The sequence below is a fragment of the Glycocaulis alkaliphilus genome, from assembly GCF_004000605.1.
GTDB lineage: Bacteria > Pseudomonadota > Alphaproteobacteria > Caulobacterales > Maricaulaceae > Glycocaulis > Glycocaulis alkaliphilus.
Genome location: NZ_CP018911.1, coordinates 744,098 through 770,547, shown reverse-complemented (window position 1 = coordinate 770,547; position 26,450 = coordinate 744,098). Strand labels below are relative to the sequence as shown.

26 protein-coding genes and 1 other RNA gene are annotated in these 26,450 nt (G+C 62.4%); 9 read left to right on the top strand and 18 right to left on the bottom strand.

Translation table 11 applies throughout. From position 1 onward, the window contains the following. The 4 genes from X907_RS03630 to X907_RS03615 form a co-directional block, all read right to left on the bottom strand. Nucleotides 1–270 (bottom strand): DUF2442 domain-containing protein, encoded by a 270-nt coding sequence (locus X907_RS03630; RefSeq protein WP_127565685.1) that lies wholly within the window; start codon nt 268–270, stop codon nt 1–3. 342 nt (nt 271–612) lie between these two features. Beyond that, complete coding sequence (locus X907_RS03625; RefSeq protein ID WP_127565684.1) at nt 613–1,926, bottom strand: RsmB/NOP family class I SAM-dependent RNA methyltransferase; 1,314 nt, start codon at nt 1,924–1,926, stop codon at nt 613–615. Next, nucleotides 1,926–3,416 (bottom strand): IMP dehydrogenase, encoded by a 1,491-nt coding sequence (gene guaB / locus X907_RS03620; RefSeq protein WP_127565683.1) that lies wholly within the window; start codon nt 3,414–3,416, stop codon nt 1,926–1,928. Before guaB ends, X907_RS03625 begins: the two co-directional genes overlap by 1 nt. Nucleotides 3,417–3,494: 78 nt before the next feature. Then, nucleotides 3,495–4,724, bottom strand: coding sequence for a DUF2254 domain-containing protein (locus X907_RS03615; protein WP_127565682.1), 1,230 nt, complete (start codon nt 4,722–4,724; stop codon nt 3,495–3,497). Between the two features lie 138 nt (nt 4,725–4,862). Here X907_RS03615 and X907_RS03610 point away from each other — a divergent pair, with 138 nt between their 5' ends. Both X907_RS03610 and X907_RS03605 read left to right on the top strand, forming a co-directional pair. Beyond that, nucleotides 4,863–5,732, top strand: a complete 870-nt coding sequence (locus X907_RS03610) for an SDR family NAD(P)-dependent oxidoreductase (RefSeq protein WP_127565681.1) — start codon at nt 4,863–4,865, stop codon at nt 5,730–5,732. A gap of 106 nt (nt 5,733–5,838) precedes the next feature. Continuing rightward, complete coding sequence (locus tag X907_RS03605) at nt 5,839–6,981, top strand: GNAT family N-acetyltransferase (protein ID WP_127565680.1); 1,143 nt, start codon at nt 5,839–5,841, stop codon at nt 6,979–6,981. A gap of 79 nt (nt 6,982–7,060) precedes the next feature. Here X907_RS03605 and X907_RS03600 read toward each other — a convergent pair whose 3' ends face one another. From X907_RS03600 to X907_RS03590, 3 genes are read right to left on the bottom strand one after another with little or no spacing between them, the layout of a single operon-like run. Next, nucleotides 7,061–7,807 (bottom strand): hypothetical protein, encoded by a 747-nt coding sequence (locus X907_RS03600; RefSeq protein ID WP_127565679.1) that lies wholly within the window; start codon nt 7,805–7,807, stop codon nt 7,061–7,063. Further along, on the bottom strand, nt 7,804–8,322 hold the full coding sequence (def, locus tag X907_RS03595) for a peptide deformylase (protein WP_127565678.1): 519 nt from the start codon (nt 8,320–8,322) through the stop codon (nt 7,804–7,806). The genes X907_RS03600 and def overlap by 4 nt, the downstream gene beginning before the upstream one ends. 32 nt (nt 8,323–8,354) lie before the next feature. Then, nucleotides 8,355–9,722 carry a DNA recombination protein RmuC gene (locus X907_RS03590; protein ID WP_127565677.1) on the bottom strand — a complete coding sequence of 456 codons (1,368 nt, stop codon included), beginning with the start codon at nt 9,720–9,722 and terminating at the stop codon, nt 8,355–8,357. A gap of 187 nt (nt 9,723–9,909) precedes the next feature. On the opposite strand from X907_RS03590, the gene X907_RS03585 reads away from it, so the two are divergent. Then, a complete protein-coding gene (locus X907_RS03585) occupies nt 9,910–11,055 on the top strand; it encodes a PQQ-dependent sugar dehydrogenase (protein WP_127565676.1) in 1,146 nt (381 codons plus the stop codon). A gap of 10 nt (nt 11,056–11,065) precedes the next feature. On the opposite strand, the gene recR is transcribed toward X907_RS03585, so the two are convergent. The 8 genes from recR to X907_RS03545 form a co-directional block, all read right to left on the bottom strand. Continuing rightward, nucleotides 11,066–11,668 (bottom strand): recombination mediator RecR, encoded by a 603-nt coding sequence (recR, locus tag X907_RS03580; RefSeq protein WP_127565675.1) that lies wholly within the window; start codon nt 11,666–11,668, stop codon nt 11,066–11,068. A gap of 145 nt (nt 11,669–11,813) precedes the next feature. After that, entirely contained in the window at nt 11,814–12,041 is a 228-nt protein-coding gene (locus tag X907_RS03575; protein WP_127565674.1) for a hypothetical protein, read from the bottom strand. Nucleotides 12,042–12,171: 130 nt separating this feature from the next. Continuing rightward, nucleotides 12,172–12,639: a hypothetical protein gene (locus tag X907_RS03570; protein ID WP_127565673.1), complete on the bottom strand. Its 468-nt coding sequence runs from the start codon at nt 12,637–12,639 to the stop codon at nt 12,172–12,174. A 16-nt stretch (nt 12,640–12,655) separates the two neighbouring features. Then, a complete protein-coding gene (locus X907_RS03565; RefSeq protein WP_127565672.1) occupies nt 12,656–12,991 on the bottom strand; it encodes a YbaB/EbfC family nucleoid-associated protein in 336 nt (111 codons plus the stop codon). Then, entirely contained in the window at nt 12,988–14,766 is a 1,779-nt protein-coding gene (locus X907_RS03560) for a DNA polymerase III subunit gamma/tau (protein ID WP_127565671.1), read from the bottom strand. Before X907_RS03560 ends, X907_RS03565 begins: the two co-directional genes overlap by 4 nt. Nucleotides 14,767–14,854: 88 nt before the next feature. Beyond that, nucleotides 14,855–14,951: signal recognition particle sRNA small type (gene ffs / locus X907_RS03555), an RNA gene on the bottom strand. A gap of 46 nt (nt 14,952–14,997) precedes the next feature. Then, nucleotides 14,998–15,231, bottom strand: a complete 234-nt coding sequence (locus X907_RS03550; RefSeq protein ID WP_127565670.1) for a hypothetical protein — start codon at nt 15,229–15,231, stop codon at nt 14,998–15,000. Nucleotides 15,232–15,375: 144 nt separating this feature from the next. Next, a complete protein-coding gene (locus X907_RS03545; protein ID WP_170175448.1) occupies nt 15,376–15,894 on the bottom strand; it encodes a porin family protein in 519 nt (172 codons plus the stop codon). Between the two features lie 301 nt (nt 15,895–16,195). On the opposite strand from X907_RS03545, the gene nudC reads away from it, so the two are divergent. Together nudC and X907_RS03535 are read left to right on the top strand one after the other, a co-directional pair. Continuing rightward, complete coding sequence (gene nudC, locus X907_RS03540) at nt 16,196–17,062, top strand: NAD(+) diphosphatase (protein ID WP_170175447.1); 867 nt, start codon at nt 16,196–16,198, stop codon at nt 17,060–17,062. A gap of 171 nt (nt 17,063–17,233) precedes the next feature. After that, a complete protein-coding gene (locus tag X907_RS03535) occupies nt 17,234–17,971 on the top strand; it encodes a c-type cytochrome (protein WP_127565667.1) in 738 nt (245 codons plus the stop codon). A 75-nt stretch (nt 17,972–18,046) separates the two neighbouring features. On the opposite strand, the gene X907_RS03530 is transcribed toward X907_RS03535, so the two are convergent. Next, nucleotides 18,047–18,829, bottom strand: coding sequence for a C40 family peptidase (locus tag X907_RS03530; protein ID WP_127565666.1), 783 nt, complete (start codon nt 18,827–18,829; stop codon nt 18,047–18,049). Then, a complete protein-coding gene (locus tag X907_RS03525) occupies nt 18,822–20,192 on the bottom strand; it encodes a leucyl aminopeptidase family protein (RefSeq protein WP_127565665.1) in 1,371 nt (456 codons plus the stop codon). The genes X907_RS03530 and X907_RS03525 overlap by 8 nt, the downstream gene beginning before the upstream one ends. Before the next feature lie 115 nt (nt 20,193–20,307). On the opposite strand from X907_RS03525, the gene X907_RS03520 reads away from it, so the two are divergent. Further along, nucleotides 20,308–21,138, top strand: a complete 831-nt coding sequence (locus X907_RS03520; protein WP_127565664.1) for a tetratricopeptide repeat protein — start codon at nt 20,308–20,310, stop codon at nt 21,136–21,138. Between the two features lie 16 nt (nt 21,139–21,154). Here the strand turns inward: X907_RS03520 and X907_RS03515 are convergent, their stop codons facing one another. Continuing rightward, a complete protein-coding gene (locus X907_RS03515) occupies nt 21,155–21,667 on the bottom strand; it encodes a hypothetical protein (protein ID WP_127565663.1) in 513 nt (170 codons plus the stop codon). Between the two features lie 233 nt (nt 21,668–21,900). On the opposite strand from X907_RS03515, the gene X907_RS03510 reads away from it, so the two are divergent. From X907_RS03510 to X907_RS03495, 3 genes are all read left to right on the top strand, one after another. Further along, nucleotides 21,901–23,694 carry an SLC13 family permease gene (locus tag X907_RS03510; RefSeq protein WP_127565662.1) on the top strand — a complete coding sequence of 598 codons (1,794 nt, stop codon included), beginning with the start codon at nt 21,901–21,903 and terminating at the stop codon, nt 23,692–23,694. 223 nt (nt 23,695–23,917) lie between these two features. Then, entirely contained in the window at nt 23,918–25,774 is a 1,857-nt protein-coding gene (locus X907_RS03500; protein ID WP_127565660.1) for an acetyl-CoA hydrolase/transferase C-terminal domain-containing protein, read from the top strand. A gap of 113 nt (nt 25,775–25,887) precedes the next feature. Continuing rightward, nucleotides 25,888–26,289 carry a hypothetical protein gene (locus X907_RS03495; protein WP_127565659.1) on the top strand — a complete coding sequence of 134 codons (402 nt, stop codon included), beginning with the start codon at nt 25,888–25,890 and terminating at the stop codon, nt 26,287–26,289. Nucleotides 26,290–26,450 lie beyond the last annotated feature (161 nt).

Genomic DNA, 26,450 nt, shown 5'->3' with positions numbered 1-26,450 from the left:
TCAGGCGGCGCGGCCTGCAGGCTTGAGCAGGCCTTGCGCCGTCATGTCCTTGTGCAGGGCCCACGGCGCAAGATCGAACCCGTTCGGCCAGGTTGGCGCGCCTTCTTCGAGGAAGACGCGCGCGAAATAGGCGGGATCACGCAAGGGCTCCACCATAGCGCCGGACCGGGCGATGAGGGCGGACAGGTCCAGCTCACCGGCCTGACCGTCCGAGAAGGTCAGGTGCAGACTGGCCGGGCCACTGGCCTTGATATGGATGACTTTGATCATTCCACACCCTTTTACCCTACTGCTAAAATATATTGCGAACAAAACGTGATCGATCTAATATTATCGCATTGTATTGCAAAACAGGTGCCTATCAACCCTAACGCACGGAGGAATGTGCGTGCGCAATACAAGTTCGAGACTTTATTTTTCCTTCAGATCAGAACACGTGCGACGTGAAGGTTTATACTTTTCTCATAAGTCATGCTCTTGCCATGTTGGTTGGCTCCATGAATCGAGCAAAACAGCTAGGCCTTGGAAACTATTGAGTTTGGTGCTCGGACTAATACCAAAACTGCTTCACTTCATGAAACTGCTTCCATGGCGTCCCAGTGGGGACTGAGCCTACCCCGCCTTCTCCAGTCCGCACACGTAAAATCCGTCCGTGCCGGTGCGGGCGGGGGTGAGCTGGAGGGCTCCGTGAGCGCCTGCGCAGGCAGATAACGTGAGCGCGCCCTCTTCGGTGAGCTGGCCTGAAGCGACAAGCGCGTCCATCACCGGCACGGCGCGGAAATCGGGATTGGTGCTCAGGAACGCGTCGATCCGGTCGCCATTTTCCTCCGGCAGGATGGAGCAGGTCACATAGACCATGCGCCCGCCGGGACGCACGTATTTTGCGGCCTTGGCCAGCACCTCGTCCTGCTGAGCGATGCGTGTGGCGAGCGCCTTTTCCTTCAGGCGCCATTTCGTGTCTGGCCTGCGCCGCCAGGTGCCAGAGCCTGTGCAGGGCGCGTCGATGAAGACCAGATCCATCTTGCCTTCCAGATCGCCCAAGGCTTCTGCTTCCTTGCCCGAACGCACCTGCACATTGCGCACCCCTGCCCGCTCCAGACGCGGCCAGATGGCGCGCAGGCGCCGCCAGTCATAATCCCACGCATAGAGCTGGCCGGTATTGTTCATCAGCGCGGCCAGAGACAGCGTCTTTCCGCCCGCACCGGCGCAGAAATCGAGCACCTGCAGCCCTTCCACCGGCGCCGCGGCGAGCGCGGCGATCTGGCTGCCAATATCCTGCACCTCTACCCAGCCTTTTCCGTAAGCAGGGATGGCATCAGCGGGCGGGGATTTGGCGCGCGGATCATGGCCGGGAATGCGGATGGCCGTGGTGAGCAATTCCGATGGATCGGCATTGATCTGGGCGCGCACCGCGCCAATCGCCTTTTCAGGGTCGGTTTTGAGCGCATTGACGCGCAAATCCACCGGCGCACGGCCCGCCATACTGGCCCCTTCCAGCACCGCGTCCTTGCCAAACCCGCGCTCAAAGCTCGCGGCGAGCCATTCAGGGATTTCCGCGCGCGCGTGCAGCGGCGCGTCATCAGGCAAGGTGGCCAGCATGCCCGCACGCTCTGCATCGGTTAGCGGTTCAGGGGCGTGCTCATCGCCTTCAAAGATCGCGGCGACGGCGTCCGGCCCCGTCTCCCACTCATGGGAAAGCGTGCCGAGCACCAGAGCGCGGGGGCTGTCAGCGCCCATCAGATGGCTGACAGAGCCTCTGCGCCGCAGACTGTCCAGCACGAGGCCGGAAATCCACGCCCGGTCGCCAGAGCCCGCATAGCGGTTGGCCTTGCCCCAGTCGCGCATGGCTTCCTTGACCGGCTGATGCCGGTTCAAAATGGTGTCCAGCACCTCAATGGCGGCGGCTATGCGCCCTGCGTCCCGCATCAGCTCGGGCTGGGATAGTTGGGCGCTTCGCGGGTGATGGTCACGTCATGCACATGGCTTTCGCGAAGCCCGGCATTGGTGATGCGCACGAAGACGGCGTTTTTCTGGAAGTCGGCAATCGTCTTCGAGCCGGTATAGCCCATCGCGGCGCGAAGCCCGCCCACCATCTGGTGCAGGATCGGGCCGACCGGGCCCTTATAGGGCACCTGGCCTTCAATGCCTTCAGGCACCAGCTTCATGCGATCGGTAACTTCCTTCTGGAAATACCGGTCGGCTGAGCCGCGCGCCATCGCGCCGACACTGCCCATGCCGCGATAGGATTTGTAGGAGCGGCCCTTGTAGAGGAAGACCTCGCCCGGCGCTTCTTCCGTCCCGGCCAGCATGGAGCCCATCATCACGCAGTCCGCGCCGGCCGCGATGGCCTTGGCGACGTCGCCGGAATACTTGATGCCGCCATCGGCGATGACCGCGCCTTCAAAGCCTTCCGCCGCGCGGCGCGCCTCGATAATGGCGGTCAGCTGCGGCACACCCACACCGGCGACGATGCGCGTGGTGCAGATCGAGCCCGGCCCGATGCCCACCTTCACGCAGTCTGCCCCCATGTCGAACAGGGCACGCGCGCCATCATAGGTCGCGATATTGCCCGCCACGATCTGGGTGGTGTTCGACGCGCGCTTGATACGGCGCACCTGCTCCAGCACGGAGGCGCTCATGCCGTGGGCGGTGTCGATCACGACCACGTCCACGCCCGCATCCATCAGCGCCTCGGCGCGCTCAAAGCCCGCATCGCCCACAGTGGTCGCCGCAGCGACGCGCAGACGGCCATGCTCGTCCTTGGCGGCGTTGGGGTGGGCCTGCGCCTTCTCCATGTCCTTCACGGTCATCAGGCCGACGCAGAACCCGTCCTCATCGACGACCAGCAGGCGCTCGATACGGTGCTTGTGCAGGAGGCGGCGCGCCTCCGCCTGATCGGCGCCGGGACGCACGGTCACGAGGTGGTCCTTCGTCATCAGGCTGGCGACGCTCGCGCTCATATCATCGGCGAAGCGCACATCGCGATTGGTGATGATGCCAATCAGCTTTCCGGGCCTGGCGCCTGCCGCGCCGCCCTTGCCACCGCCCTCAACGACCGGAATGCCGGAGATGCGGTGATGGTCCATCAGGGCTTTGAGGTCCGCCAGGGTCGCGTCCGGGCCGATAGTGACCGGATTGACCACCATGCCGCTCTCATAGCGCTTCACGCGGCGTACTTCCTCGGCCTGCTCGAGGATTTCCAGATTGCGGTGGATGACGCCCAGGCCGCCGGCCTGTGCCATCGCGATGGCCAGCGGCGCTTCGGTGACAGTGTCCATGGCGGCGGACAGGATCGGGATATTCAGCCCGATCCGGGGCGTGACGCGCGTGCGCACATCTGCGTCTGCGGGGATAATTTCCGATGCGCCGGGCTGCAAGAGCACATCATCGAAGGTGAGACCTTCAACAATCTCCATGGCGGAGACCTCCTTTTCTCTTGCGGGGCGGCTCTAACCCTGAATCCGCTTCGGCGCAAGGGCTGGTCTCATGCCCGCTCAGCCAATCGCTTCCTTAAGCCGCACAATGTCACTTTTGTGCGCCATCGCGGTGCTCGCCCGTTCAACGATCTCCGCCTTCAGGGCGCTTGTCTCCTTGCCAAGGTCAAGGCCGTCCAGTTCAGAGGCGGTCGCGCATAGCTGGCCCAGAGCGCGCATGACCTCCAGCTGTGCTGCCCCGTCACGCGCCAGCGCGATGACTGGTTCGCGCAAGGCTTCGGCTGCATCGAGGCCGGGATAGACGACGCGGGACAGAGCTTCGCGGTCTCCGGCATCATTCAGAACCTCGCACCATCCGGCAAAGCAGCGCTCCAGCGCGCGAACTGCGGAGATGGCCGTGCCGGGATCATTGATGCCCGGCGACAGGGCGCGTGACCCGATCTCGCTAAGGGCTGTCAGTCCAAGCCGGGGGTCGGCCTCCAGGGTGCGCACGCTGCCCCGCACAAAGCAGGGCAGGAGCTTTTGCGCCATTTTAGCGCTGTCCGCGCCATACACGCGTGCCAGTTCCAGAGCCGGTCCGCACCTGTCACCTGGAATGGCCAACACTTCCACGCGCACATCCAGCCTTTTTGCCGTGTCCTCCAGCGCAGGCAGATCGATCATCTGCACATAGCCCGGCCGTTCAGCGCGCAGCGCATAGGGCTTGGCCTTACCCAATGCTGATTGACCGGCTGAAGGCGGCAGACAGGCAAGCGTGCGGAATGCATTCCGCGTCGCCGCCTCGACCTTCGAGATTGCATCCTCGACATCGCCGAGCGTTGAAAGCTGCCGGATCCACTGGATGAGGACGATCACCACCATAAGCGTCGCAAGCCCCGTGAGGGCAAACAACATCGTCGCGCCGCCACCGCCCAGCATGCCGCTATTGAGTGCGACCAGCCCGATCATGCTGAAAATGAAGGCCCCGAGGAAGGTCGCAATGGCGTTCTGTGCGCCGCCGCCCTTTATGAGAATGGGCCTTGCGCGCGGCGTCGCAGCATCGCTGACAGCCTTAAGCGACGTCGCCATCGTCGTCAGTGAAAAGATCGTTACGGCCAGCAGGCTGGACGACAGAACATTGAGGATGGTGCGCAGAGCCTCTTCCTCAATCAGCTCGGCAAGCGCATCTGGAACAATGAACCTGGTCAGCGGCGCGGCGAAAACCAGCACTATCGCTCCGGCCGCATACAAGGCCGGCAGAAACCAGAGAGAGCCGGTGATCCGGCTTATGAGTAATTTGATACGTTCCATGAAAGCCCGCCTTATATCCCGGTTGATAACCCGCAAGGCAGACAAGCGTTCCCCTACATCTCCGGCAAAGGGCTTGCCGGCATTGCCGAATGCGGGCCAGTGTGTGCCCTGAGTTCACTGACAAGGGGCACAGCGAAAATGGGTGGACGGCTGGATGGCAAGGTCGCGGTCATCACTGGCGGTGCCAGCGGTATCGGCAAGGCAAGCGTGGAGCGCTTCATAGCCGAAGGCGCCCATGTCGTGATGGGCGATCTGGAGACCGGGCGCGGCGAAGTGATGGCGCAGTTTCACGGGCCAAAGCTTGCCTTCCGCACCACCGATGTGAAAAACGAGGCTGACATCAAGGCGTTGATCAATCTGGCCATCGAACGCCACGGGCAGCTGGACATATTGTTCAATAATGCTGGCTCTGCCGAGCCGGACTATCCGGTGGACAAGATCGAGGCAGCAACGTTCGATCACGTCATGCACCTGCATTTGCGCGCCGCCCTTTTCGGCATCAAGCACGCCTTGCCCCACATGCAGGCCGCTGGCGGGGGGGCGATCATCTCCACCTCCAGCGTTGCCGGGATTGGCGTGAATTACGGGCCCCTGCTCTACTCCATCGCCAAAGCCGCGCTGATCCATATGACAAAGACCGTCTCGGTGCGGCTTGCGCCCCATAAAATCCGGGTGAACTGCATCAATCCCGGCCTCATCGCGACCGCCGTGTTCGGGCGGGCTTTCGGGCTGGATCAGGACGCCGCCGAGGCCGCCCAGCCCAAGCTGGAGGAGCTCGGAGCCTTCGCCCAGCCTTTGCCTGTAGGTGGCAGTCCTGCTGATATCGCAAATGCCGCCGTGTATCTGGCCAGCGACGAGGCGCGCTTCGTGACGGGGCAGGCACTGGTGGTCGATGGCGGCCTGACCACAGGCACCGTACCTGATCCCAATGGCGGCACTGCGGCGATCCTCGCCGACGTGCTGGGCGTGGACCTCGCGGCGTGGAAAGCAGAGCACGGCATCGGGTGACGCTGTTAACCTGCTGCTAACCTTACACGCAAAATGGCAGCGGTACGCCTCGCCTCTGGCACGATAACTGCAAGTCTCCGCTCGAACTGAACGTGGAGGCCGCATCATGTTGCGCTGTGAGACAATCAAGATTGAAGCCCTGACCGCGCAGGACCAGCACGCATGGACAGCCATGGCGCTGGCCACCGGCCTTGCCTCGCCCCTTCTGCATCCCGAATTCGCACAAGCCGTTTCAACCACCCGCAATGATGTGGAGATCGCGCTTTTCCGCGACGCAAAAGGGCTGGCGGCGGTGTTCGCCTACCATCGCCGGCCAGGCGGCTTTGCCCGGCCCATCGGATCGGCCTTCTCTGACATTCATGCCATATTGCGCAGGCAGGACGTGGAAACACGTGACGAGGAATTGCTGGCCCTGGCCGGCCTGTCGCGCGCCCGCTTTGCAGCCCTCTTCACGCCTGACAAACCACCGGCTGCCGGGCTGGAGCCGGTCGGACCATCGCGCGCAGCGATAAAGCGGTCGACAGCTGATGCCCTCATCGCCGAGTTGCAGGCCGAGCACCCGAAACGCTTCAAGGATTTCCGCCGCCGCCTGCGCAAGCTGGAAACCGAGCACGGCGAGATACACCTCGAAGTGTCCAGCGATCCGGCAACCCTTGATGAGCTGATAAGCTGGAAACGCCTGCAATACCGCCAGACCGGCCGCCATGACGTGCTGGCTCCGCGCTGGACGGCAAAAATGATGCACACGCTGTTCGCCAAGCAGGACGGCGTGGTGAGCGGGAAGCTCTACACGCTGCGCGTGGGCGGCCGCCTGATCGCGGCCGAGTACGGACCGCAAGGTCACGGCACGTTCCACCCCTGGCTTGCCGCCTATGACCCCGAAATGTCGCCCTATTCGCCCGGCCATCTTCTGGTCTACCTGCTCTTGTCGCGGATGGAGGAGTTTGGCCTGACCCGTTACGAGATGGGCACCGGTCACGAGGACTACAAGCGATACTTCACCAATCACCGCTCCGAGCTCTTCAGCGGGGTGGCACGCGCACCGAACCTGGAAGAACGGCTGCGCGAGGCGGCGGCACAGCTGGTACAGGCTAGCCTGGCTCTTTGCGGTAAACGCGTTCACGGTTTCGGCGAGCGTATCCATAGCCGGATCGACCATATCGCGGCTGCCGAAATCAGCACGGCAGGGCGCTGGGCCGGGCTTACCCGCGCAGCCAGCATGTTGCTGGCAGGCCAGCGGAGCAACTGACCCCGCCTGAAAGACCGCACAAAAAAAGGCGCGGCCCCAACGGACCGCGCCTTTATCACACCGTCAGATGTGCGGAGGGCTACTCTTCACCCTCCCAGCCCCAGGGCGTGGGCGGCGTATCTACCGGATTGGTGAGGTCAAACGTCACCTCGAACAGGCGGTTCGGGCGCGTCAGCGTGTAAACGAATGTCGTATCGGTGACTTCCATGATCCAGGTATTGTCCATGGAAACCGGGATACCCTCACGCTCGAACAGATCTTTCGAGAACTGATCAGCCGGGAACTCCACGCGCGCCGAGACCGGCGGGAAGACGCTCTCGCCGCCATACTGGGTGAGCGTATCTTCTGATCCATCTTCATGGCGGTGGTCATGCTTCAGCCGCAGGCGGCCATCGTCCAGACGGGTGATAAGCCATGTGCGTGAATGGTTATCCCCGACATGGAACGGCACACGCACTTCATCCTCAAAGCACTCACGCACGTGCATGACGAGGCGTTGACCGGCAAAATCCCCATCCATCTCGACAGGCGGGCTGGTGATCTCGCCCTCGAACGACTGGCCGCAATACTGGGACAGGGCCTCGATTAAACCATCCGCTGCCGGCGCCGTATCGGGGCTCGCATCCAGCGGGTCAGCCGGGTCGCGGGCCAACTCAGGAATGGGCTCATTATTAACAGCCCCAACGCCGTCCGACGCAGTGTGCGGCTGCGGAGCAGGGTCCGGGGCAGGCTGCGGCTCGGGAACGGTGTCGGCGGGATCACACGCGGCGAGAAGCGCAGCCAGCGCGACTGAGCCTCCCAGAGTGGCATAGCGGGACAGGGTCATTCGGCAGCCTCCAGTCGCGACTTAACAAGCTTCTGGACCTTTTTCACCGCCCGGTCGCGTTTCAGGCGCGAGAGGTAATCGATGAAGAGCACCCCTTCGAGATGGTCCATTTCGTGCTGTATGCACACCGCAAACAGATCCTCAGCGATCTCTTCACGTTCATTGCCATCATAGTCGAGATACTTAACGCTCACCCGCGCCGGGCGTTCCACCTCGTCATAAACATCCGGGATGGACAGGCAGCCCTCGCTATAAGGCTTTGTTTCCTCGGTCAGCGGTGTGACGACCGGATTGACGAAATAGCGCGGGGAATCACGCTTTTCAGACAGATCCATGACGATGACGCGCTTGTCGACGCCGATCTGGATAGCCGCAAGACCGATACCATCGGCCTCGTACATGGTCTCCACCATGTCATCCATCAGGTTTCGAAGATCGTCATCAACGCGCTCCACCGGCTTTGAAACCAGTTTCAGGCGCGGATCGGGAACCGTGAGTATTGGGTGTACTGTCATGTGCCTAGACCTAATGGGCAAAGGGGGTTCGATCAAGCATCGCTGCCTTCGCGGTCAGTCGGGGCAGCCAGTGAACGCGGCGTTTCATCGACCTGTGCCGGGCCTTCCAGCGCCTTTGAACCGGACGCCGCGTTGAGTTCGGCCATCTTGCGCGCCGACACCAGAACCCTGCCCTCAAGCGAGGCTACCGCGCTGTTATAATTAGCGGTTGCAGACTTGAGACCCGAACCGACCCGGCCAAGATGGCCGGTAAAGGTCTGCAGCCGGTCATGTATCTCGCTGCCGAGCGCGGCGATCTTGCGGGCATTGTCTTCCAGCGCCTGCTGGCGCCAGCCATAGGCCACCGCCTTGGCCAGTGCGAGCAGGGTGGAGGGCGTGACGATAATCACGTCTTGCGCAATCGCCTCGTCAAACAGGCCCGGCTCCTCCTCCATCGCGGCGGAATAGAAGCTTTCGCCGGGAATGAAGAGCGCCACGAAGTCGATCGCTCCCTCCACCGATTTTGCATACTCCTTGCTGGCCAGCTGGCGGATATGGGTCTTCACCTGCATGGCGTGACGGCGCAGATGCTGCTTGCGGGCCGGTTCGTCGGGCGCTTCTACCGCATCGAGATAAGCCGTCAGCGCCACCTTGGAATCGATGACGAAACGCCCGCCACCGGGCAGGCGCACCACGAAATCCGGGCGCAGGGATGCGCCTTCGCTATCACGCGCCTGATACTGGCTTTCATAGTCGATGCCCTTGGTAAGGCCCGCCAGCTCCAGCACATTCTCCACCGTACGCTCACCCCACTGGCCGCGCGTAGTCGAGGAGCGCTGCAACGCGTTGACGAGCTTTGAAGTCTCCTGCTGCTGACCGGCAAGACCCTGGCGCAGGGCGTTGATCTGCTCGCCCAGCTCGCCGCGATGGGCCGCGCGCTCCTTCTCGATATGGTCAACGGTCGCCTTGAACTGGTCTAGTTTTTCGCGGATCGGCGTCACCAGCTCCTTCACACTGCCTTCAGCCTTTTCCTGGTTCTGCTTGAAGGTTTCGGCAGCACGATCGAGGAAGGCTTTCTGGGATTTGTCCAGCGCCTCGTTGGCGAGCAGCTGGAACTTCTCCTGCACGGCATTGGAGAGCTGGGTCAGGCTCTCGCGCTCGCGCTTCACCGCCTCGGCCTCGGTATCGATGCGCGCTTTCAAGGCAGCCGCGGCCTGCTCGGCCTCGCGCCGGGCCACACGTTCCCCTTCCAGCTCGGCCTGGCGCTGCGCGCGTTCGGTGTCAAAGCGCCGCTCGGTCTCAGCCAGACGTTCCTGCAAGGCCGCAGCACGGGCAGCGGCGCCGCGCAACCAGAGAAAGGTCAGTACGGCCCCGGCCAGAAGGCCGCCGGCAGCGATAAGGGCGATGTTCAGCATATCCATGACGTCACTCTGACTGGCAATTTTCGCGAATCGGAAGTGCAGCCTAGACCAGTGCGCCTCACTTGCAGCCCGGCGCGTTGCCGGTGTTCACATCTATGTCAGAAAGGCAACGAAGTCTGGCCAGACGCGTTGCCACCCCTATCTGAGCGTGTGAACGCTAACCGCAACAGTTTGGGGAGACATGCCAATGATCCGCACCACCCTTGCCGCCAGCCTTCTTCTGACCGTCAGCGCAGGCGCTCTGTCTGCACAGGACGTATACGAGACCGAACAGGCGAATTTCCGCGTGGAGACCGTGGCGGAGGATTTGAATATGCCGTGGTCCATCGGCTTTCTGCCGGATGGCGCGATGATCGTCACCGAACGCGATGGCGGCTCGCAAGGCCTGCGCATTATTGACGCTGACGGGCATTTGCGTGCCGAACCCGTGACCGGCATGCCGGAAGATGTTGTGGTCAATCGCCAGGGCGGGCTGTTTGATGCCATCCCGCACCCGGATTTTGTTGAGAACCGTCTTGTCTACATCTCCTACGCGCAAGGCACCCGCGAAGCCCACCGCACCGCGCTGATCCGCGCCCGGCTGAGCGATGACCTGACCGCTCTGGAGGACGCAGAAGAGCTGTTTGCCGTCAATTACGACATCGCGACCAACCGGCACCATGGCGGCAAGATTCTCTTTGACCGGGACGGTTATCTCTGGCTCTCGCTCGGCGATGGCGGCAACCACTATGACGAGGCGCAGAACCCGGAAAATCATATCGGCACGCTGATCCGCCTGAACGACGATGGCTCGGTGCCGTCAGACAATCCCTTTGCCGATGGCGATGGCGGCGCGCCGGAAGTGTGGAGCTACGGCCATCGCAACATTCAGGGGCTGGTCCAGCATCCGGAAACCGGCACGATCTGGAGCCATGAGCACGGCCCGCGCGGCGGTGACGAGGTCAACATCCACCGGGAGTCCGGCCTCAATTACGGCTGGCCGGAAATCACCTACGGCATCGAGTATGATGGCTCGATCATCACCGAGGACCGTGAACGCGAAGGCATGGAGCAGCCCATCTGGTACTGGACGCCCTCCATCGCCAATTCGGGCGCCGCATTCTACACGGGCGATGCCTTCCCGCACTGGCAGAACGACCTGTTCGTGGGCGCTCTGGCCGGTATGCACGTCGCACGGCTGGAGACCGACGGTGACCGGGTGATCGGGCAGGAACGTCTTCTGGAAGACCTGGAAGAGCGTATCCGCGATGTCCGCACCGGCCCGGATGGCTATATCTACATCACCACCGACAGCGATGAGGGCCGCGTGCTGCGGCTTGTGCCGGCGGAGTAACCTTCGACGCTTACGCTGGCCGCCGTGACCTGAACGCGGCGGCCAGCGTGCCGTCATCAAGATAATCAAGCTCGCCGCCCACCGGCACGCCGCGCGCCAGCGAGGTGATCGATACGCCGGTATGGGCGAGCCTGTCAGCGATGACATGGGCCGTCGTCTGGCCATCCACCGTGGCATTGAGCGCCAGGATCACCTCGCTGACCGATCCATTGCCCGCACGTTCGATCAGGCTGGCAAGATTGAGATCGTCCGGACCGACGCCATCCAGCGCAGACAGGACCCCGCCCAGCACATGGTATTTGCCGGCAAAGGCCCCTGCCCGCTCCAGCGCCCAGAGATCACCTACCGTCTCGACCACACAGAGCACGCTGTCGCCGCGCTTGGGATCGCGGCAGACCGTACACGGGTCTGATACGTCCAGATTGCCGCAAATACTGCAGGGGCGGATTTTCTCCGCTGCCTCGGCCATGGCGGCGGCCAGAGGCTCCATCAGCGCCTCACGCTTTTTCATCAGATGCAGCGCAGCCCGGCGCGCAGAGCGCGGGCCAAGCCCCGGCAGCTTGGCCAGAAGCTGGATAAGCCTCTCGATTTCGGGGCCGGCCGTGCCTGCCATGGGACGATGCTCCACGCTGCTAAACCAAACAGATTTTGATACCGGGTACGAAATCCAAGAAAAGGGCCGCTATTTTTGGATTGAAGGCAGAGAATCAAAATGCGTTTGGCTGACTTTAACGCGGATTCAACGGGCAAGCTGGTATCTACTGACCAAAATACCCCTCACCGCGTCGTATAGCATCAAACATCCCATTCCAGTCGCCTGGTATAATTTGTGCAAAATCAAATTCAGACTCCACCAAACATTGGCAAAGGCCAGGATATTGTTCTGAATAAAAATCCCAAGTGTTTTTATATTTTTCTCCAACTGTTCCATTGGAATCACGCATATCATAAACACTTTTTAGAAAAAGAAACTCATAAGCCAGCAAATTTTCATTCCCCTCGGCGGGAATCGAGCACCTCGCGTATGATAAACCAAGGCATTCATTAAAATAGTTTTCAAGCTGTTTATTCAATTCGACGAAAAACAACCCTTCACATTGTTTAAATGAATAAAATTTAAACCAAGTTTCGATGATTATTTTTTTTATTATCGATAAACAAACCTATCGCCTTTATCGATTTTTCTTTTTCAGCTGCATCTACAAGAGCTGATCCCCAGAAGGCCCTTATATTCTTGAAAGTATGTACAGAATCTCCCGGTGCGACGTCATAAAAATCACCCTTGGTGAGAACCGCGCGGAAAAACACATTTCTCGACAGCAGCTTATACTGAAGATGCTGAGCAAACTCGCACAAATACCCAACCATGTACTGCTGTTCATCGTCAGAGCAGGGAGCGTTTTTGCTATAAATTATTAATGTGTCAGAAAATTGCAAAACAGAAAATATATCGTGTTCAAATGCTGGAGATTCATCCATTGCATTAAATATGTCTATGACGTGTTTTACGATTCGGCCTTTATCTTCATTTACAATATCGCTAAACCCAAGTATATCGATATATAGAATAATTCTGTTATCCATAGAATCCCCAAGCTTCTCAGGATTTCACTCCAAACGGCATGTCGAAGCCCGGCGGCAAGCCCAGACCGCTCGCGGCATCGCGCAGAACATTAGCCTGGGCCTCATCGGCCTTGCGCTTGGCATCGGCGAGCGCGGCAAGGAACAGGTCTTCAAGGATTTCCGGCTCTGACGGGTCAATGAGTGACGGGTCGATGGACACTTTACGCGGTTCGCCCTTGGCGGTGGTGGTGATTTTCACCAGACCGGCACCCGCCTCGCCTGTCACCTCCACGGCGTCCAGCCGGGCCTGCGCCTCGCCCATTTTCTTTTGCATTTCCTGGGCCTGCTTCATCAGGCCGGCGAGGTCTTTCATGGTTTGCGCTCCTGACGCTGGGTGTCTGCGTCCGTCATCTGGGAAGGCGGGTTCTCCGGCTCAACCGTCGTCACTGCTTCCAGCTCGGCGCCGGGAAACAGCGTCATGGCGCGCACTACCATCGGATCGCGAAGCGCGCGTTCGCGCAAGGCCTCGGCCTCACGGCGGCGGCGCTCGCGCATGGTCTCACCGCCCGGCGCGCGGCCCTGACTGTCCACCAGCCAGCGTGCGCCGGTCTGCGCATGCAGGAAGCCCGCAAGACGGCTGGCGAGGTCTTCGGGGGCGCCCTTGACCGCTTCAAATACCAGCTTGCCCTGCCCGATGGACACAAGGCGCACAAAGCGCTCCACCTGATCGCGCAGCAAGGCTTCACGCTCGCGGTCCAGAAGGGCGATCACGTCTTCCAGGCTGGATGGGTCGGAATTCGTGGCCGGCTCAGGCTCCGCGTCTGCGGGCTGATGTTCGGCTTGCGGACCTGCGGGGCCATGTCCGCCACTGGCCTGCCCTGCTGGCGCGGGCACAGGCGCACCGGCCTCCAGCGCCGCAATAAGCCGCGCGGCATCTTCCGGGCCGGGCAGGCTGGCCGCCGCCATCAGGCGGATCACGCTCATCTCTACGGCTGCCATCGGATCGGGCGCTGAGCGCACATCCTCGAGCCCCGAGAGCGCCGTTTTCCAGAGGCGGGTAAGGCTGGCCAGCGAATGCGTATCGGCCAGCTCACGCAAGCGCGCGGCAGTTTCCGGCGCCTCGGCAAGGTCCGCCTTGCCGCCTGTTGCCTTCACCCGGCTCATCGCGTGCAGATAATCCAGCAGGTCACGCATCAGCACTTGCGGATCAGCGCCGGCGGCGTACTGGCTTTCCAGCTCGGCGAGCGCCGCTTCGCCCTTGCCCGTCAAAGCTGCATCCAACAGGTCGAGCACGCGTGAGCGGTCCACCAGGCCCAGCATCTCGCGCACCTGCGAGGCGGGAACCGGGCCTGTCTCACTGCCCTGAACTATCGCCTGATCGAGCAGGGAGAGCGCGTCGCGCACCGAGCCTTCGGCAGCGCGGGCGATCGCGTCGAGGCCGCCATCTTCAACCTGCGCGCCCTCAAGATCGCATATCCGCTTCAGATGGGCGCTGAGCGCATCGCGCGGCACGCGGCGCAGATCAAAGCGCTGACAGCGGCTAAGCACCGTGACCGGGACTTTGCGTATCTCGGTCGTCGCGAAGATGAACTTCACATGCGGCGGCGGCTCTTCGAGCGTTTTCAGCAATGCGTTGAACGCATTGTTGGACAGCATGTGAACTTCGTCGATGATGTAGACCTTGTAGGGTGCCGACACGGGCGCGTAGCGCACGCCATCCAGAATTTCGCGTATATCGCCGACGCCAGTGCGCGAAGCGGCGTCCATCTCCAGCACATCGACATGGGCCGAGCGGGCAATGGCATCGCAATGCCGGCCCGGCGGATCAATATCCACGCTGGGGCCGGAGCGCTCGTCCGATTCGTAGTTCAGTGCGCGGGCGATGAGGCGCGCGGTTGTCGTTTTGCCCACCCCGCGTACGCCGGTGAGCATATAGGCCTGCGCAATACGGCCCGACTGGAAGGCATGGGACAGCGTACGCACCATGGCGTCCTGCCCGATGAGATCGGAAAAGCGCTGCGGGCGGTATTTGCGGGCCAGAACCTGATAGGCGGCACTGGCAGGCGGCGGCTCGAAGCCCGGCAGGGCCGGTCCCGGCTCATCGGCCTCCAGCGCAGGGGCGCCGCTATCTGGATCCTGATCATCCATGGACGGGCAAGGCCCCTTCTTGCGGCGTGCTGCCCAGAGCGCCGGCATGGCGCAGCCGGGCCCTTCAGGCGAAAGCGGGTGGAAGGCGGCGGAAGACCGGACGGCGACCCGAACCGAAACTCGTTACGGCTGCTTCCTTCCGGACCTGACCGGGTTGGCGAGGGGCTCGTCCGCCGCCGGCCTTCCTGCTCCCTAGTATCGGGATCGCGGACAGGTTTCGCAAGCGCGGTGTCAGCCTTCTTCCAGCGTGTCGCGCAGGAAGGCGGCGTGCTGGCATAACACTCCGACCAGGCGTTCATCGCCATTGGCCGCGACCAGCTGGTTCAGCCAGTCCTCCACGATGACTGACTGCGTCGTCAGCCAGTCGCGCACACGCGGCTCGAGAGCACTCACAGGCTCACCACTGCGCCTGCCGCCATGGCGGGATGGTTCAAGATTGATGACCTTGCAGATTGCCGGGCTCATGGGTCGATTCCCCTGTTGCACACCCAACTTGCGAGTCATTCTCATTCGCGTCAACAGGTGGATATGAAAAAGCCCCCGCGGCCAAATGACCACGGGGGCTCTTGTACGGCCCCGCTACAGCGGAGCCGGCACATTCATGCCAGACTAGAAGCGGCGGACGTAGGAAATGCCGAACGCGTCAGCATTGCCATTGCCGTTCACGAAGTCATAGCGGGTGTAGTCGACGCGGATGGCGTTCGGGCCGGCGAAAGCCCATTCTGCACCACCACCGAACGCCCAGCCGTCCACATCGCCGCTAAAGGCAATGCCAGCCGCCGAAGCGCTAACGTCGAAGTAGGTGTAGCCACCGCGCGCGAAGACCGAGAACTGGTCGTTCAGCGGCAGACGGGCAACGCCATAGATGCCGACGCCGTAGTCGATCTCGGACGTGATGGTGGTCGCACCGAACGTGGTGGACTCATCGCCCAGACCGAACAGCAGATCACCTTCCACCGAGAAGATCGGGGTGATGTCATAGCTGCCGCGCAGGGTCAGCGTGTCATACGTAGCACCGTCGGTGTCGATGGCCTGGTAGCCAGCACCCAGACGGAACGGGCCTTCCTGAGCGGAAGCGGCACCAGCGAGAACAGCAATGGAAGACACTGCGATAAGGAGAGATTTCATCTGATTCGACCTTTCGTCTTTTTGGGACCCCCCGGGCCCGTGCGACGAGAGATGAGGGTGCCTCTCATGCATCCGCAAGAGGCCGCAAGCTGTTAATGACGCAGTGCAATACACCAGTGTGGCTTTCCGGATACGGACTATGGCACAAGCAAGGCAATTGGGGCAAAAATGCCATGATCTCAAACCTTTATACAGAATCCGGTAAGGCCCCTGTAATGTTCGCAGATGCGAAACTCCTGCGGGCTTGCCAGCCCGGCCATATCAGGGCGCAATGAGCCGGTCGAAGAAACGAGGCTGGCTGATGCACCTGACATTCACCCGTTCGCCACTGGACCATTCCGGCGTGCAGCGGACCAATCCCGCCTTTATCGAAGCCTGCCTGTCCCACCCTGCGGCGAGAGCGATTCTGCTCACAGGCGGCAATGTGGTGCTGTCACCAGAGGGAGAGCCTGAGATACTGCACCCGGCACAGACCAGCACCCTTGCTCTGGAGCGCCCGGGCCTGGTGTTTCTCGGACTGGAAGGTGAGACACCCTGGTTTGCGGCGAGCGTTCAGCCGGGCTCGACCCCTCCCGGCCTCGATTTCCGGCGTGCGACCATGATCGCAGAGCCGGACCTGGCCGCCATACTGGGAAGGGCGCGGGCCATATTGAGCTGGCACGGCCGCAGGCATTACTGCTCCAATTGCGGCGCGGAGAACGCACCCGCTGAAGGCGGCACCAAGCTGGTTTGCCCCTCCTGCGGGACCGAACATTTCCCGCGCACGGACCCCTCGGTCATCATGCTGCCCTATAGCGGGGACCGTTGCGTCATGGGCCGTCAGCCAGCCTGGCCGCCGGGCCTGTTTGCCACGCTGGCAGGCTTCATGGAGCCGGGTGAGACGATCGAGGAGGCTTGCGCACGCGAGGTCGCCGAGGAAACCGGGCTAAAGGTGTTATCGTCGCGATATGTAGCCAGTCAGCCCTGGCCCTTCCCGTCCACGCTGATGATCGGCCTGCTGGCAGAGATCGAGCCGGGTGAACCTGTGGCTGCCGACGACATTGAGGAGGCGCGCTGGTTCACCCGCGCCGAAGTGCGCGAGCTCTATGAAGGGCCGATGATGCGCTGGGGGCCGCCCCACTACTCGATTTCACGCCTGCTGATAGAGACATGGCTGAATGGCGGCTAGGACAGGCGCGACGACCTGCCCCATGGGCAGGCTGTCACCGCATTGGTACTGCTCAATCGTCACTTACCCTGCTATTTGCAGGGGTGCTAATCGCGTCAGGCGGTTGCACAGGGCGGCGGAGCGTGCCAAACACCGGCGCAATTACAGTCATGTCTGGTCGAGAGGACGTCGATGGGCGATCTGTTCTGGAACAAGGTAGCGGGCGCGGTTCTGGCCATCCTGCTTGTTGTCATGGGTCTACGCGAGATTGGCGATATCGCCTTTACCGCGCGTGCGCCTGAAACTCTGGGCTTCCCGGTGGACCCCGCTCTGCTGGAGGGGCCTGCCGGTGCCGAAGAGGAAGTGTCCGGGCCGGTTGATTTCGGCAGCCTGCTTGCCACCGCCAGCGTTGATGCTGGTGAGCGTGTCGCACGGCGCTGCGTAGCCTGCCACACGTTTGAGCAAGGCGGCGCCAACGGCACCGGCCCGAATATGTGGGGCGTACTTGGCCGCGCTGTCGCGAGCGTTTCCAGCTTCAACTATTCCAGCGCCATGCGCGATTATGGCGCCGATGGCACCCAGTGGCTCTACCAGAACATGTATGAGTATCTGGAAGCGCCGCGCCGCTATGTGCCGGGCACCTCGATGGCTTTTGCAGGCCTTCGCAGCCAGGAAGACCGTATAAACCTGATCGCCTACATGCACTCCATGGGCAGTTCCGGCCTTCCCTTCCCCGAACCGCTCCCCGAGGAGCCGGCCATCGAGGAAGAAGGCGAAACGCCTCAGGTTGCAGCAACGGAAACGGCTGGCGCACCGGATACAGCCACCGAAGCTGGCGACGATATGGGCGAACTGGCCCAGCCGGCTCAGGATCTGCCGGACGCCGAACCGGCCGACGATGCTGCAGAGCGTCCTGAAGGCGAGGAGTAACCCTTTCCCGCCGCCACACCTTGAAAAGGGCGCTTCGATCGAAGCGCCCTTTTTGTTTGCCGTGCCTGCAGCGGCCTAGCCTCTGGCGTTGGGAGCGCGGAAAATACCGCTCATCGGCGCATGATGGCGGGCAATGCGGGCCGCTGCGAGATGGAGCGGTTCAAGCGCGGTTGCCATGTGAAACGCGTTGGCGTGCAGCATATGCACCGCATCCGTCATGATGCCGACATGGCCCGGCCAGAACACCAGATCTCCGCGCTGCAGCCCGGCCAGCGAATCTGCCACAGGCACCTTGCTCCAGCGCTCCTTCGCCCAGGCCTCCTGATCACCGCTATCGCGCGGGATGCGTATGCCTGCCGCCTCCATGCTCACCTGGATCAGGCCGGAGCAGTCCAGCCCCAGGCTTTCCTTGCCGCCCCACAGATAGGGTGAGTGCAGGAAGCGCTCGGCAACGGCCACCCAGTCAGGCTCGCTGGCATCCAGTGCCGTGAGATGCCCGGTGAAAACCCAGCCCTGACGCTGGCTTTCGATAAACTTGCCCTCCCGGCGGCCGGCCGCGATCTTGGCATTGAGCGACAACAGGAAACGCGGGGGCGATTTCAGATCCGGCTCGCTGAACACATAGGTGCGTACCGCGCTGACACGGTGCGTCGGAATCAGCACTGGCGCCGACAGCGCCGCCATGTCGATATAGCCGCGATAGCCATCATGGCGCGACATGCCCCGCGCCCAGCCTTCCGATTCGTCCTCGACGCAAAACACCTCTCCAGCCAGCAGCTGGCTGTCCATCATGGCGTCGTCACGCGGCTCTCGCCGGATGGCGGTTACGCCTGCAGTTACCTGGAAGTCTTCAGCCATGGGGTGCTCCATAACGGGCCTTGAGAGCCTCATAGAGAGCACGCCCCGCCAGCATTTCGCCGCCCAGTGGACGGCCCGGCCGGGCCTTGGGATTCCAGCCATAAATGTCGAGATGCACCCAGGCCTTGGTATCGACGAAGCGGCGCAGGAACAGCGCAGCCGTAATGGAACCTGCCATCGGGCCTGACCCGGTATTGGAGAGGTCGGATATATCGCCCTCAAGCTGGCTGTCATATCCGCTCCAGAGCGGCATGCGCCAGACCGGATCATCCACCTGGCTGGCGGCTGCGGCGATGTCTGCAGCAAGCGCGTCATCGTCGGTGTAGACAGGCGCCAGCTCAGGCCCGAGCGCGATGCGCGCGGCGCCCGTCAGCGTCGCCATGTCGATGACGAGATCCGGCTTGTCCTCGCAGGCGCGCGTCAGTGCGTCGCCGAGTACCAGACGCCCTTCGGCATCGGTATTGCCGATTTCGACCGTCAGTCCTTTGCGTGACGGCAAAACATCGCCCGGACGGAAGGCATTCCCGGAAATGGCGTTCTCCACGGCTGGTACGAGCACCTGAAGGTGAACCGGCAGGCCCGCATCCATGATCATGGTGGCAAGGCCAAGAACGTTGGCCGCGCCGCCCATATCCTTCTTCATCAGCAGCATATTGCTGCCGCCCTTGATATTGAGGCCGCCAGAATCAAAACACACGCCCTTGCCGACCAGTGCGACGCGTGGATGGGACGGGTCTCCCCAGAGCAGCTCGATCAGGCGCGGCGCATCGGTGGATGCGCGGCCAACAGCATGGATCATCGGATAGTTCTGCTTGAGCAGATCGTCGCCGACAATGCTCGTCACCTTGGCACCAAAAGGCTTTGCGATGGTGCGGGCCGCGTCTTCCAGATGGCTCGGCAGCATATCGCCTGCTGGGGTGTTGATGAGGTCGCGGCAAACTGTGACGCCGGCGATAATACGCAAGGCGTCCGCTTCATCAGCGCCTGCTGGCAGATGAAAGCGTGCAGGCGCTCGCGGCGCAGCGCGGTAGCGGGTGAACTGGTAGCTGCCCAGGCCAAGTGCCGTGGCAAGCACTGTCGGATCCCAGTTGCGCGGCATGCCGCCAATGCGCCAGTCACCCTCGGGCAGGCTCAGCGCGGCATTGCCCGCGTCAAACGGAGTTAACGCGTCACCGACGCCGTAAAGCGCATCGCCGTCGCCAGGAAGGACGACCATCTCACCCAGCTTGCCGGAAAAACCGGCGGCGCGGGCGTGGCCAGCAGCCTCCTCGCCCACCCCGGACAGCACCGAATCAAGGTCAGCGCGCGCGGTGAGGTGGACGGTACGGGCCGTATCGGCGGCATCGGCGAATGCAAAACTCATCAAACTCTCCAGACAACTCACAAGGACGAACCGGCAAAGCGAAGCGTTAACGGCTTCTTGACCGGCCCACCCGAAAGATAGGGACCATAACGGTCCGCGTTAACAGGGTTAGATCATGTCCATGCGTTTGTCCGCTGCAGCCTTCACCGCCGCCAGCGCGCTGGCCCTTGGCGCATGTGCGACCACGGCCGCCCCTCCCTCTGCGCAGGAAGCCGCGCTGGTTCTGGAAATGGAGTCGCGCTCAATCGTGCCGGCCACAGCCGCCGAACGCCGGTCCATCGCCAATCAGGATCTGCTGACGCAGGCTGCGTTCTGGGCCGAGGCCTATGAGCTCAACCCCGCCGACCGGGAAGCCGCCACGCAGCTGGCGGGCGTTCTACGCCAGCTCGGCAGCACCCAGCGGTCCATGGAAGTCGCGCGTCAGGCGCTGGCCCTGTTTCCCGAGGATGCCGCGCTTCTGGGCGCCTACGGGCTGGCACTGGCAGCAGAAGGGCGAGGCCAGCAAGCCATCGAGCCACTGACACGGGCGGCTCAGGCAGAGCCTGGAAACTGGCGCCTCATCAATGCGCTGGGTGTCTCGCTGGAACAGGCCGGGCGCACCAGTGCGGCACGTGCCCGGTTCCAGGAAGCCATGACAATCGCACCGGATGAGCCTTCAATCCTGTCCAATCTGGCATTGTCACATGCCCTGGCAGGCGAACCGGAACAGGCCGAAACGCTGTTGCGCCGGGCCATGGACAATGATCTTGCCTCGGCGCAGATCCGCCAGAACCTGGCGCTTGTGCTTGCCCTGCAGGGACGGTTTGACGAGGCTGAGCGCATTGCCACCATCGACACCACGCCACAAATGGCGGCCGCCAACATGGCCTATGTCCGGGCGATGATGACCAGCCCGCGCCGCTGGGACAGCCTGAACGACGCTGCGCTGCGCGGCAGTCATCCGTAAGAAGCCGCCGCTCCAGCTATTGCTCGAACGGGTCGTCTGCTCCGGCGTTGGCAGGCCGGGCCATGGGCGGCGGGGCGGGTACCGCTTCCTCGGTCTTCTTGAGAGGAAATCCGACTTTCAGCTCCGGCGAAACCAGCGTGTGGTCGAAACGGAAATCTTCCACCAGGTCGCGCAATTCCTGCGGGGCCTTGCCATCCCTGGAGGCCTCGATAGCACGGTAAAGGGCGAACAGGCGCAGATAGCCCTTGTCATCACGTGACAGGTCGGTTTCGTCGAGACGCGCGCAGATGACCGTGAGCCGCGTTGTGGCGGGCTTGCGCCGCCCTGCAGCCAGATCAAGCACGGCAGCGGTAAGTTCGACCTTCCAGCCAATGTCCGCAAAATCGACTTTCTTCGGCACAGCGGCCAGCTCCGCGCGTGCCTTGGCGACATTGCCGGCGCGCAAGGCCTCAAGCGCATTGCTGCACGCCGCCTGGGCCAGACGAATCTCGTCACGCCGACGTTCCTCGGCCTTACGTCCACCAAACATGACTTTAGCCCCTGATGGCTGGAGCAGCCCAGCCTATAGCATGCCGCCGCGCAGAAGAACCCTGGCCGCCCGCGCGCGCGGCGCACCCTCGACACGATTGTTTACGCCATCACCTGTATCCAGAAAGAGGTTTAAGCAGTCCATGGCGGGTTTTACGTGCCCGCCCCTCCGTTGGAGCATTTACAGCACAGGCCAGCAGTGAATAAATCGTTCGCTGGCATGGGAGCATATCAATGATTGAATGGCTTGGCCCGAATGCGGGATGGCTGGCGCTCGCCCTTCTGGGTGTGATGCTGGCGGTGTTCGCGTCCGAGCGCTTCCCGCCGGAAATGGTAGCCATCGGGGCGGTGGCCGTGTTTCTCGTGCTCGGCCTGCTCGACAGCGCCAGCATGGTGGGGGCGCTGGCCAATGCTGCGCCGCTGACCATTGCCTGCATGTTTGTCATTTCGGCTGCACTGGTGCGAACCGGCGCCATCCTTGAGGTCAGCCGCTTCATCCAGCGAAAGGCCGGATCGAGCAAGATACTCGTCATTGGATCGACCTTCCTGCTGACGGTCGTCGTATCCGCCTTCATGAACAACATTCCGGTTGTGATGATCCTGATCCCGGTCATTACCGGGATTGCCCGCGACCTGAACCTAGCCCCGTCAAAACTACTTCTTCCCCTGTCCTATTGCGCGATCATGGGCGGCACCTGCACGCTGATCGGCACGTCGACCAATCTCGTCGTGGACGGCGCGGCGCGCCAGGCAGGGCTGGAACCTTTCGGTATTTTCGAAATGAGCGCGGTGGGTCTGGCCGTGGCCGCCACAGGCCTCATCTATCTCGCCATTGTGGCACCGCGGGTCCTGCCTGACCGCAAGGATTTCTCCTTGCTGGATGGAGCGGGCGAGTCTCGCTTCATCACCGATGCCCGTATCCCGGACGGCTCGTCCCTGATCGGACGCCGCCCTGAAGACGTGCCTTTCCTGAAGCTGCGCGATCTGCGCCTCCTTGATGTAGTGCGCCACTCCCAGACCCTGCGTCATGACATCGATCAGATCGAGTTGCAGGCCGGAGACCGCCTCGTCCTTGAATCGCCGATGAGCGAGGTTCTATCTCTGCACCGCGACGGAGAGGTGCGTGTCGGTTCCGACGATCTTGAAGACGTCAGTGAAAGCAGGGCGGTGCTGGTAGAGGCTGTGGTCGGGCCAGGCAGCCGGCTCACCGGCGCACCACTTAAGTCCTACCGTCTGCGCCGCCGGTTCGGCGTCTATGTTGTCGCGGTACACCGCCATGGAGGCGAAATCAGCGACCATGTAGGCCGTATCCGGCTCAATCCGGGCGACAGCGTGCTGCTGGAAGGCGCGCCAGAGGACATCGAGCGCATGTCACGCGAGCTGGGCCTTGTTGATCTGGCCCGGCCCGAGGACCAGGCCTTCCGGCGGGAACGCGCACCGATTGCGATTGCGACCCTGATAGGCGTCGTAGTTCTGGCCGCTCTGAATATCATGCCAATTGTCGGCCTGGCTGTTATCGGGGTAGCCATCGTCCTGTTTTCAGGCTGCCTTGACCCTGAGGAGGCTTTTGACAGCATTGACTGGCGCATTCTGGCGCTCATCGTCGCCATGCTGGCAATCGGGGCCGCGCTGGACCGTACCGGTTCGATCGATCTACTCGTAGGGGCAGCCCGTCCGCTTCTGGCAGTGGCATCCCCGCTCGTTCTGCTCGCCCTGGTCTATGCGGTGACATCTTTCCTGACGGAGACGGTTACCAACAACGCCGTCGCCATCGTCATCACCCCGGTTGCCGCCGCTCTGGCTCTCGCCGCAGGTCTGGACCCGCGCCCCTTCGTGGTCGCCGTGATGTTTGCGGCAAGCGCCAGCTTCGCAACACCAATCGGGTATCAGACCAACACACTCGTGTATGGGCCGGGGCATTACCGGTTTATGGATTTTGTGAAAATTGGCGTGCCACTGAACGTTGTCATGCTGATTGTTGCCGTCGTGATGATCCCGATGATCTGGCCTCTGGAAGGTGCCGGTTAGCGTCAAAAGCAGGGCGGCTGCCTGTATGGTGTGTACGGGGCCGGCCGGCCTGCCCCGTTACGCTGGCAACAGAATCTTTGAACGATTACGCTGACCGGACGTAGGCTTTCCCATACGGCAGAATGGAGTTTTCGCCCTGCCCCGACCCGCTGCGAATACAGCCCGCCTGCCCTCTCCAGAGGCGTGCGTAGACCTTGCGCTGGAGCGCGTTGGCAAGCGCATCGTGCTGGGCCTGCCGCTGGGGCTGGGCAAGGCCAATCATATCGCCAACGCCTTCTATGCACGTGCCAAGGCCGATCCAGACATAGAGCTGACGATCTTTACCGCCCTGACGCTGGAGCGCCCCTCTGCGCCCAACGCGCTTGCTGCGCGTCTGCTCGATCCGATTTCGGAGCGTCTTTACGACGGCTACCCCGATCTGGACTATGCGCGCGACCGGCGCCGTAACGCCCTGCCGGCCAATGTGCGGGTGAAGGAGTTTTTCCTGCCGCCGGGAGGCTTGCTGAACAACGCGTCGGCCCAGCGCGATTATGTCAGCGCCAATTACACCCATGCCGGCCGCGCCATTCTGGAAGCAGGCGTGAACGTGGTAGCCCAGATGGTCGCGCCCGGCAGGGATGGCAGGTTGAGCCTGTCATGCAACCCGGACCTGTCTCTGGACATGATCCCGGCCCTGCATGAACGGCGCAAGACAGGTGCTCCGGCATTGGTACTGGGCGAGCTCAACGCCGCCCTTCCCTTCATGGGCCAGGCGGCGGACATACCCGAAGACTGGTTCGACGCGCTTGTTGACGCAGGCGAGTACACGCTGTTTCCCATTCCGCGCGAGGCCGTCAGCCTGCCCGCCTGGTCCATCGGGCTGCATGTCAGCACGCTGGTGCGCGATGGCGGCACGCTGCAAACCGGGATCGGTGCTCTCTCGGACGCCGTGGCGGCGGCCCTTAAATTGCGCCATCTCGACAATACCGCCTGGCGCAGCGCGATCGAGACAATGGGCGCGGACATGACACTTGCCGGACAGTGCGGCGGTCTGGAGCCGTTCCACGAGGGTTTGTACGGCTGCAGCGAAATGCTGACGCTTGGCCTGCTGGACCTTTTCCAGAGCGGGCTGCTGACGCGCCGCGTGAGCGATGATATTGCGCGCCAGCAGGCCTTGCTGGCAGACCCGGCGAGCCTGCGCGGCGAAGAGGGCATCGCCCTGCATGGCGGCTTCTTTGCCGGTCCGGGCGAGCTCTATGACCGTTTGCGCAAGCTGAGCGATGCTGAGCGCGCGCGCATCGACATGACGTCCGTGGCGCGCGTCAATGATCTTTACGGTCACGAGGAACTGGCCCGCCTGCAGCGCCAGCACGCGCGCTTCATCAACACCGCCATGATGGTCAACGGGCGCGGCGCGGCGATCTCCGATACGCTGGCCGACGGGCGCGTAGTGAGCGGTGTGGGCGGGCAGTACAATTTCTCCGCCATGGCCCACGAGCTGGTAGGGGCGCGGTCCATCATCCTGGTGCGTGCGACGCGCCAGACCGGTGGCGAGACACGTTCCAATATCGTGTGGACCGGCGGCGAGGTGACCGTGCCGCGCCATCTGCGCGACATTGTCGTTACCGAATACGGCGTAGCTGACCTGCGCGGGCGCACCGACCGTGAAGTCGCCATCGCCCTGGCGCAGATTGCCGACAGCCGCTTTCAGGACGCGTTCCTGGATGAGGCGAAGGCCGCCGGAAAGGTTGAAGCGGACTACGCCCTGCCGGACAGTGCGCGGCAAAACACACCCCAACAGCTCGCAACGCGCCTTCAGCCCGCCATGTCGGCCGGCACGCTGGTAAAATTCCCGTTTGGCAGCGATTTGACCGAAACCGAGCAGGCCTTGCGCGAAGCGCTGGAATGGCTGGCGCAGCGCAATGCGGGCTGGAAGGCACGCGCCGGCCTGATTGCTTCGGCGCTCTTGCATGCACCTGCACCGCACCGCTTTGCCGGCGAACTTGAACGCATGAAGCTGATGCAGCCTGCCAGCCTCAAAGAGCGGCTGGAGCAGCGGCTCGTCCGCCTGGCACTGAGCCGGACCGGAGCAAGCACCTGACCGGGGCCAGCGATCGCGGGCACCGCCGTTTCACACATATGTAGAATAATTCGTTCTTACTTCGGGCGACTCACCTAGACTGAACACTGATTTCTGGCCGGGCGGACAGATATATGAGTGAACCCAAGATTTTCGCGTGCGATCCAGCGCCGGGTTGCCGTTATGCGGCCGTGCTGGGACGCACGACCTTTGAGGCGTCCATGCGCAACGGGCAAAAGCTCATCGACCGGCTTGCAGGCGGCAAATACTCCGCGCTGGTGATTGATTATCGCGCCGCCGAACCCAGCCTGACACCTGAGCAGTATACGGACTTCTTCCGGTTCATCCTGCCAGAGGTGTCGAAACTCGACAGCGTTGCCTATATCTACTCGCCAGGCACGTTGATGCGGGCCGCCCATGCCACGCGCCAGCTGACCTCGATGGGTGTTAAGGCCCGCGCTTTCAGCAACTGGAACGAAGCTGCGGTATTTATAGGCATCGAGGCGGATGACCCGTTCTTGCAAGCCGCGCCCTGAACTGCCGGTCTTCCCGGCTCCGGCCACAAAATCTGTCATCGGAAACATGGTAGCGGGAGAGAGACCAGCCCGCCCCGTTACCAGCATGCCCCGCATGCTATATATTTCTGATGCTTAACTGGCCCGCCCTGAAGCGCCCCCGATTTCTTGTGGGACAGTTT